Genomic DNA, 8,198 nt, shown 5'->3' on the forward strand with positions numbered 1-8,198 from the left:
CTCCCGGGCGGGAGCACTCAGCCGCAGCACACCGGCCCACCGGTTTGGGAAGCCGAGGCTTTCGCGTTCGGGTCCACCGCGCCCACCACGAAAACACGAGGGTGCTATATCGTGGCCACCCGAGCCGGTCGCGGCAGCAGCTTGAATGGCCTGGGCCTCGGCCATCATGGAGCCGTAATGTGAAACGGCCACATCCGGGATGGCACCGCGGCCAGCGCCGGTAGCGTCAGCAGTCGAGCCGAAGCCACAAGACCCACCACGAAACCAGCGAGAGACGAGAAATCTGAGCGCCCAGCCTTCTGCAAGAATCGCTTTCTTTTGGTTACTTTTCTTTTCGAGAAAAGAAAAGTGACACTTACATGTGTGCGAACGGGCTACCAAGCCTGCGCCGCTAGGCCCACAGAGGCAGGCGCACTTGCATGCGCCTGAATGACCCAAAAAGCCCGCGCCGCTAGGCCCACAGAGACAGGCGCACTTGCATGCGCCTGAAGGACCCAAAAGGCCCAGGCCGCCAGGCCCACAGTCTGAACAGCCAATCAAGCTCGGGCCGCCAGGCCCACAGACACAGGCGCACTCCCATGCGTCAAAAAATCCCCCCCTCACTAACCACCCAATCCATCCCCACATCATGCCCCTCCGCCAGGAGCCCGATCCGGCAAGCCTCGAACCCGATGCCAATCGCCACCGGCGGTGTACCGCCAGCGGCAGCCAGCGCCGCCAACGTGCGGTCATAGAAGCCCCCGCCATATCCCAAGCGGAACTTATCGGAGCTGAAACCGACACAAGGAATCAGCAGCGCGTCCGGCACCACGGCCGGCGTGCCGTCGGGGACCGGGATGCCGTAGCGTCCAGTGGCCATCGCGGTGCCGGGTTCCCACAGGTGGAAGTCGAGCGGCGCGCCGGGGCGGCTGACCACCGGCAGGGCCGCCTGGCGGCCGGGCGCGGCGGCCAGCCAGCGCGTTACCGCGGGGCGTGCGTCGAACTCGTGCTGGATCGGCCAGTAGAAACCGAGGCGCCGCACCGCTGCCTGGCGTTCCAGCAGCGTGGCCAGCGCGGCTTCGATGGCGGCGTCGGCGCGGGCGCGCGCGGGCAGGGCGGCGCGCAGCGCCAGCAGGCGCTGCCGCAGGGCGTTGCGTTCCTCGCCGGAGCGGTTGCGATGCTCGTCGCTGGGCATGGCTGCGTGGGATAATGTCTGCTGTTGACCAAATATTGCACGGTCGGAAAAGGCGCGCTCCGAGAAGGCGATGCCGTCCGGCCGTCACAACAAGGAAGCTAAGAATGCCGAAGGGAGTATATCCGCAGCGTGCGGCCAAGGCCGCCCTGACGGCGATCGCGTGCGCGCTGCTTGCCACGCCGGTATTTGCACAAAAGCGCCCGTCGCCGCAGGTCCAGTCCCAGGCGCCCTCGCTGAGCATCCCGAGCAATCCCGACGACGCTTTCGTGGCACTGCGCGAGGCCGCCCGCAAGAACGACGTGGTGCGCACCGATGCCATCTCGGCCACGCTGGTGGACTACCCGATCCCGTCGTACGTCGAGTATTTCCGCATCAAGCCGCAGATGTTCGACGCCAGCGGCCTGGCCCGCATCGACGCGCCGGACGACCAGGTGCGCGCCTTCCTGCAGCGCTACAAGGGCGAGGCCATTGCCGACCGCATGCGCAACGACTGGCTGCTGGTGCTGGGCAAGAAGCGCGACTGGGCCAATTTCGACGCCGAGTACCCGCAGTTCGTGCTCAAGGACGACACCCAGGTGGAGTGCTATGCGCTGCTGTCGCGCGCGCTCAAGGGCCAGAACGTGGCGGCCGATGCGCGCGCCGTGCTCAGCGATCCCAAGTACTTCGGCGAAGGCTGCGTCGACCTGATCGCTTACCTGGCGCAGAGCCGGCAGATCGAGCCCAGCGACGTGGCCTTCCAGGCACGCCAGGCGCTCGAGCAGAATTTTGTGACGCTGGCGGGGCGCATTGCCGCCGCGGTCCCCGACGCGCGCGGCGACAGCAACACACTGGCCACGGTGGTCAAGATGGCGYGCAACGATCCCTCGCAGGCGGCGGCCTACCTGAACGCCAGCGCCGGCGGCCTGTCGCGCGACGAGCAGGGCGCGGGCTGGGGCGTGATCGGCCAGTTCGCCGCCAAGAAGCTGGCGCCCGAGGCGGCCGGCTACTACAGCCGCCAGATGGACCTGGGCGGCAACCAGTGGCTGTCCGACGAGACCCAGGAATGGCGCGTGCGTGCCGCGCTGCGCCAGGGCGACTGGAAGCAGGTGCGCCTGGCGGTGGAGCTGATGCGCCCCGAGCTGCGCGCCAAGGACCCGGCCTGGACCTACTGGTATGGCCGCGCGCTCAAGGCGGACAACCGTGCCGGCGAGGCCCAGCAGCAGTTCCAGTCGATCGCCGGCCAGTTCAATTTCTATGGCCAGCTGGCCAACGAGGAACTGGGCAACCGCACGGTGCTGCCGGTGCGCACCCAGGTCGCCGACGCCGATGTCAACGCCATGCGCGGCCGCCCGGGCTTCGTGCGCGCGCAGAAGCTCTATGACCTCAACCTGCGTTTCGAGGGCAACCGCGAGTGGAACTGGGAGCTGCGCGGCATGACCGACCGCCAACTGCTGGCCGCCGCCGACTACGCGCGCCGCATCGAGCTGCTGGACCGCGCCGTCAACACCGCCGACCGCACCCAGGCCGAGCACGACTTCTCGCTGCGCTTCCTGATGCCCTACCGCGACATCATGCAGCGCGCCACCGACGACGTCGGCCTGGACATGGCCTGGGCCTACGGCCTGGTGCGCCAGGAATCGCGTTTCATCATGAACGCGCGCTCGTCCGCCGGCGCCCATGGCCTGATGCAGGTGATGCCGGCCACCGCCAAGTGGGTCGCGCGCAAGATCGGCATGACGGATTTCTCGCCTTCGATGATGAGCGATCCGAACATCAACATCATGCTCGGCACCAACTACATGAGCATGGTGTTTACCGACCTGGACAGCTCCTGGACGCTGGCTTCGGCCGCGTACAACGCGGGCCCGGGGCGTCCCAAGAGCTGGCGCTCGAGCCTGCCGCGCCAGGTCGAGGGCGCGATCTTCGCCGAGACCATCCCGTTCTCGGAGACGCGTACCTACGTCAAGAATGTGCTCTCCAACGCCACGTACTATGCTGCATTGATGAGCGGCCGGCCGCAGTCGCTCAAGGATCGCCTGGGCTCGGTGTCGCCGTCGCAGATCACCACCACCGCCTTGCCCTGAGGCAGCGCGGGCGGCGCGGTCTGCCGGCCGGTGCGGTCACCGGCGCGTGCTCCATTTCGGGCGCGCGCCAGTCGTCCCTTGCCACGGAGAAATCCATGCAGACCAGCAATGTCCTAGTGATCGGCGGGGCCGGTTTMGTCGGCAGCCACCTGGTGGCGCGCCTGGCGGGTGTMGCCACCGCCTCGGCCACGCCGCTCGAACCGGGCAGTGTGACCGAGCCGCCCCTCGACCCCGAGCGCATCGTCGCCGCCACGCGCGACGCCGAGCACGCCCAGCACCTGCTGCTGCTGCCGCGCGTGGAAGTCACCGAACTGGACGTGCGCAACGAGGCCGACCTGAACGCCGCCATCGGCTCGCTGGGTACCGACGGCATCGTGGTCAACCTGGTCGGCATCCTCCACGGCGAGCGTGCCGAGCCCTATGGMGGCGCCTTCGCCGGCGCGCATGTGGATCTTCCCCGCTGCGTGGTGGAAGCCTGCCGCAGCACCGGCGTGCGCCGGCTGTTGCACATGAGCGCGCTGGGCGCGGACAGCGCGGGGCCGTCGATGTACCTGCGCAGCAAGGGCGACGGCGAGCGCGTGGTGCGCGAAAGCGAGCTGGACTGGACCATCTTCCGCCCCTCCGTGATCTTCGGTCCCGACGATCATTTCCTCAATCTCTTCGCCCACATGCAGCAGATCGCGCCGGTGGTGCCGCTGGCCTGCGCGCAGGCGAGGTTCCAGCCGGTCTACGTGCAGKACGTGGCGCAGGCCTTCGTCAATGCCATGGCCGCGCCCGCCACCATCGGCCGGACCTACGACCTGGCCGGGCCGCAGGTCTACACGCTGGAGGAGCTGGTGCGCTTTGCCGGCCGCGCCAGCGGCCATCCGCGCCCGGTCCTGCACCTGCCCGACGCGCTCGCGCGCCTGCAGGCAGCCGTGCTCGAGCACATGCCGGGCGCGCCGGTGATGACGCGCGACAATCTCGATTMCATGCGGCTGGACAATGTCATGCAGGGCCAGATCGCGCCGGAGCTGGGCCTGCGCCAGCCCGTCAGCCTGGAAGTGGTGATGACCGACGTGCTGGCCGGCCGCGGCCACGAGAGCCAGATGCAGGTGCTGCGGCGAAGCATCTACCGCTGAAGCGGCCCGGGCGGCAGGTCCGCGCGGGGCCTGCCGGTGGCCTGCCCGCGTCCTGCCGCCGGCGGCGCATGTGACCTGGCTTCACATCGCTGCGAGCGCAATTCGCTTGGAGGGGCCCGGCGCCGCTGGCTACAATGACCTGTTTCGCTGGTGTGCTGTCCCGGCCTCTCTTCCCCCATTTCCTGCAAGGATTCCGCGATGAAGCTCGTCATCGGCAACAAGAACTATTCGTCCTGGTCGCTGCGTCCGTGGTTGCTGATGCGCCATGCCGGCATTGCCTTCGAGGAGGTCAAGGTGCGCCTGTTCGCGCCGGGCTTCGAGCAGGAGATCGCGCGCCACTCGCCCACCGGCAAGGTGCCGGTGCTGATCGACGGCGACCTCACCGTGTGGGACACGCTGTCGATCGCGGAATACCTGGCCGAATGCTTCCCCGAGAAGCAGCTGTGGCCGGCCGAGCGCAACGCGCGCGCGCTGGCCCGCTCGGTCTGCGCGGAGATGCATTCCGGCTTCGGCAACCTGCGCAGCCAGCTGCCGCTGAACGTCACCGCGGTGCTGCCCGGCATGGGCTGGAACGTGGCCGTGCAGCGCGACGTGGACCGCATCGCCGCGATCTGGTCCGACCTGCGCGCGCGCTTCGGGGCCGGCGGCCCCTTCCTGTTCGGCGCGTTCACCATCGCCGACGCGTACTTCGCGCCGGTGGTCAGCCGCTTCGCCACCTATGGCATCCACCTGCCCGACGATGCGGCCAAGCCCTACGCCGACTTCATGCTCGCGCTGCCGGCCATGCAGGCCTGGATCGCCGACGCGCGCGAGGAGCGCKATTTCCTCGCATCCGATGAACCCTACCGGCTCGTCCCCGACCGCGACGACGCCATCGTCATCAATCACTGAGATCCGCTTATGCAGGTGTATGCCGTAGGCGGCGCCATTCGCGACGCCCTGCTGGGCAAGCCCAGCCAGGACTGCGACTACGTGGTGGTGGGCGCGACCCCGGCCGGGATGGAAGCCGCGGGCTACAAGCCGGTCGGCAAGGATTTCCCGGTCTTCCTCCATCCGCAGACCAGGGAGGAATACGCGCTGGCCCGCACCGAGCGCAAGACCGCGGCCGGCTACAAGGGCTTCGCCTTCTACTGCGCCCCGGACGTCTCGCTCGAGGACGACCTGGTGCGGCGCGACCTTACCATCAACGCCATGGCGCGCGCGGTCGATGCGGACGGCGCACTCACCGGCCCGGTGATCGACCCCTACGGCGGCCAGCGCGACCTGGCCGCGCGCCAGTTCMGCCATGTCTCCGAAGCCTTCGCCGAAGACCMCGTGCGCATCCTGCGCGTGGCCCGCTTCGCGGCGCGCTTCCACGATTTCACCGTGGCCGCCGACACGCTCGCGCTGATGCGCCGCATGGTCGAAGCGGGCGAGGTCGACGCCCTGGTGGCCGAGCGTGTGTGGCAGGAAATCGCGCGCGGCCTGATGGAAGCGAAGCCCTCGCGCATGTTCGAGGTCCTGCGCGCCTGCGGCGTGCTGGCGCGCCTGCTGCCCGAGTTGGACCGGCTGTGGGGCGTGCCGCAGCGCGCCGACTACCACCCCGAAGTCGATACCGGCGTGCATGTGATGATGGTGGTCGATACCGCTGCCGCCATGGGCGCCTCGCTGGCGGTGCGCTTCGCCGCGCTGATGCACGACCTCGGCAAGGGCACCACGCCGGCAGACATCCTGCCGCGCCATATCGGCCACGAACAGCGCAGCGTGGCGCTGCTCGAGGCCGTCTGCAAGCGCCTGCGCGTGCCCACCGAATGCCGCGACCTCGCGGTCGTGGTCGCGCGCGAGCACGGCAATATCCACCGCTCCGACACCTTCGGCGCCGCGGCGCTCACGCGCTTGCTGGAGCGCTGCGACGCGCTGCGCAAGCCCGCCCGCTTTGCCGAAGTACTGCAGGCCTGCGAGGCCGATGCCCGGGGGCGCCTCGGCTTCGAGGAACGCAGCTATCCGCAGACCGCGCGGCTGATGGCGGCGCTCGACGCCGCGTCGTCGGTGGATGGGGGTGCGGTGGCCAGGGAATGCGCGGGGAATGCGACGCTGATCCGCGACCGCGTGCATGTGGCGCGGGTGGCGGCGGTGGAGACTGCGCTGGGGGCGTGAGCGGACGCTCGCACGGGCCAGGGGAGGGGCCGGCGCATGCCGRCGCGATCCCCGCTCCCGCTCCCGTCCCTAGATCAGCTTGCCCACCAGCAAGGCCACCAGCGACAGCAGGATGGTGGAGGCAAACGGCAGCATGAAATCCCGCCCGAACAGCCGGAACCGCACGTCGCCGGGCAGCCGCCCGAGCCCCAGCTTTTGCAGCCAGGGCAGGGCTGCCGACAGCAAGATGACGGCCAGGAAGATGGTGAGGGTCCAGCGCAGCATKGTGCGTGCCTGAGGGGGTGGATGCCTGACTATAGCGCGTGGCTGCGGTCGCCGCGCGCGAAACCGGCCAGCGGCAAGGTGTCGTCGAGCCCGCGGGTCAGGGCGATGACCTTGAACAGCTCGCCCATTTCCGCCTCGGACAACAGCTTTTGCACCGCATTGGCGGCGGGCAGGAAGCTTTGCGTGTCGTTGGGGTCCAGCGCCATCAGCAATTCGGTGATGCCGGCGTTCATCAGGAAACGCGCCTGCGAGGCGAAACCGGCTACCGTCAGGCCGGCGTCGACGGCGGCGTGGGCGATGCCGCTGAAGTTGACGTGGGCGGTGATGTCCTGCAGGCCGGGGTAGAGGAAGGGGTCCGGGTGCGCATGATGGCGGTAGTGGCACATCAGCGTGCCCTCCATGCGCTGCGGGTGATAGTACTCGGCGGCGGGGAAGCCATAGTCGATCAGGAAGGCGGCGCCGCGCGCCAGCATCGCGCCCAGCGCGCGCGTGAAGCCCTCGGCTTCGGCGTGGGTCTCGGTGACGATGTCGTGGTCGCCGGGGATGGCGTGCAGCGCTTCGGGCAGGGCGTCGGCCGGCAGCGGGCGGTCGGAGAACGCGAAGGCGCCGGCGCCATCGGTAGCCTCCGCGCCATCCTCGCTCTCCCGGCGGATCACGCCGCGTTCGAGCCAGCGGCCGTGGCTGCGGGCGAACAGGCGCACCGGCATGGCGTCGAGTACTTCGTTGCCGACCACGATGCCTTCGAAATGCTCCGGCAGCGTGTCAAGCCATTGCACGCGCGCGGCCAGGCGCGGGGCGCGCCCGGCCAGCGTGGCCTGCTGGCGCGCGCGCAGCTCGCCGGAAAGTTCGACGATGGCGTAGCGTTCGGGCAGCTGGCCTTCCTGTTCCAGGGCCAGCAGCAGGTCGGCGGCGAGGCGGCCGGTGCCGGCGCCGAATTCGAGTACCTCGGACAGGCCTTGCGCCAGCAGCGGCGCGAACTGGCGTGCCAGGGTGCGCGCGAAGAACGGACTCAGTTCGGGGGCGGTGATGAAGTCGCTGCCGTCGCGCGCGTCGCGGCCGAACTTGGCGGCGCCGCCGCTGTAGTAGCCAAGGCCGGGGGCATATAGCGCAAGCGCCATATAGCGGTCGAAACCGAGCCAGCCGCCGGCGTCGACGATGGCCTGGCCGATATGTGCGCTGAGCGCGGCGGACGCGGCCAGCGCGTCGGCKGGGGGAAGGGGTAGACTAGCGCCTTTGTGCATACCGCGATTGTAGCAATGCCAGACTCCGTATCCCCTGACTCCGCCGCGCCCGGCGCGGCACCTGCCGCAGCGACTGCTGCCACCGCCGCCCCGGCGCGCGGCGTCGCGCTSGTCACCGGTGCCGCGCGCCGGCTCGGCCGCGTGATCGCGCTGGAACTGGCCGCGCGCGGCTGGGACGTGGCGGTGCACTGCCACCGTT

Annotated in this window: 7 protein-coding genes and 1 pseudogene; 5 read left to right on the forward strand and 3 right to left on the reverse strand. The window is 69.4% G+C overall.

What is annotated here, in order from left to right:
- Positions 1-583: 583 nt before the first annotated feature.
- Positions 584-1,174 (reverse strand): 5-formyltetrahydrofolate cyclo-ligase, encoded by a 591-nt coding sequence (locus tag AC1DKV_RS39515; RefSeq protein ID WP_441617551.1) that lies wholly within the window; start codon positions 1,172-1,174, stop codon positions 584-586.
- Positions 1,175-1,278: 104 nt separating this feature from the next.
- Here AC1DKV_RS39515 and AC1DKV_RS39520 point away from each other — a divergent pair, with 104 nt between their 5' ends.
- The 4 genes from AC1DKV_RS39520 to AC1DKV_RS39535 all read left to right on the forward strand — a co-directional run bounded on the left by AC1DKV_RS39520 (position 1,279) and on the right by AC1DKV_RS39535 (position 6,494).
- Positions 1,279-3,237 carry a lytic transglycosylase domain-containing protein gene (locus AC1DKV_RS39520; RefSeq protein WP_477139635.1) on the forward strand — a complete coding sequence of 653 codons (1,959 nt, stop codon included), beginning with the start codon at positions 1,279-1,281 and terminating at the stop codon, positions 3,235-3,237.
- 95 nt (positions 3,238-3,332) lie between these two features.
- Positions 3,333-4,358 carry a complex I NDUFA9 subunit family protein gene (locus AC1DKV_RS39525; protein WP_477139636.1) on the forward strand — a complete coding sequence of 342 codons (1,026 nt, stop codon included), beginning with the start codon at positions 3,333-3,335 and terminating at the stop codon, positions 4,356-4,358.
- Between the two features lie 198 nt (positions 4,359-4,556).
- On the forward strand, positions 4,557-5,249 hold the full coding sequence (locus AC1DKV_RS39530; RefSeq protein ID WP_477139637.1) for a glutathione S-transferase family protein: 693 nt from the start codon (positions 4,557-4,559) through the stop codon (positions 5,247-5,249).
- A gap of 9 nt (positions 5,250-5,258) precedes the next feature.
- The gene (locus AC1DKV_RS39535) at positions 5,259-6,494 is read left to right on the forward strand and encodes a multifunctional CCA addition/repair protein (protein ID WP_477139638.1); all 1,236 of its coding nucleotides are present in this window, start codon (positions 5,259-5,261) and stop codon (positions 6,492-6,494) included.
- Between the two features lie 69 nt (positions 6,495-6,563).
- On the opposite strand, the gene AC1DKV_RS39540 is transcribed toward AC1DKV_RS39535, so the two are convergent.
- On the reverse strand, positions 6,564-6,758 hold the full coding sequence (locus AC1DKV_RS39540; RefSeq protein ID WP_441617561.1) for a DUF2905 domain-containing protein: 195 nt from the start codon (positions 6,756-6,758) through the stop codon (positions 6,564-6,566).
- A 29-nt stretch (positions 6,759-6,787) separates the two neighbouring features.
- Positions 6,788-7,999 (reverse strand): class I SAM-dependent methyltransferase, encoded by a 1,212-nt coding sequence (locus tag AC1DKV_RS39545; RefSeq protein WP_441650373.1) that lies wholly within the window; start codon positions 7,997-7,999, stop codon positions 6,788-6,790.
- Between the two features lie 15 nt (positions 8,000-8,014).
- On the opposite strand from AC1DKV_RS39545, the pseudogene AC1DKV_RS39550 reads away from it, so the two are divergent.
- Positions 8,015-8,198 (forward strand): annotated as a pseudogene (locus AC1DKV_RS39550) (SDR family oxidoreductase); the annotation flags it as partial.

Source organism: Cupriavidus sp. 05T41 (assembly GCF_056396525.1).

Bases quoted from the DNA above. Each gene is read 5' to 3' on its own strand.
- AC1DKV_RS39540 (WP_441617561.1), bottom strand. From the start codon at position 6,758: ATGCTGCGCTGGACCCTCACCATCTTCCTGGCCGTCATCTTGCTGTCG.
- AC1DKV_RS39515 (WP_441617551.1), bottom strand. From the start codon at position 1,174: ATGCCCAGCGACGAGCATCGCAACCGCTCCGGCGAGGAACGCAACGCC.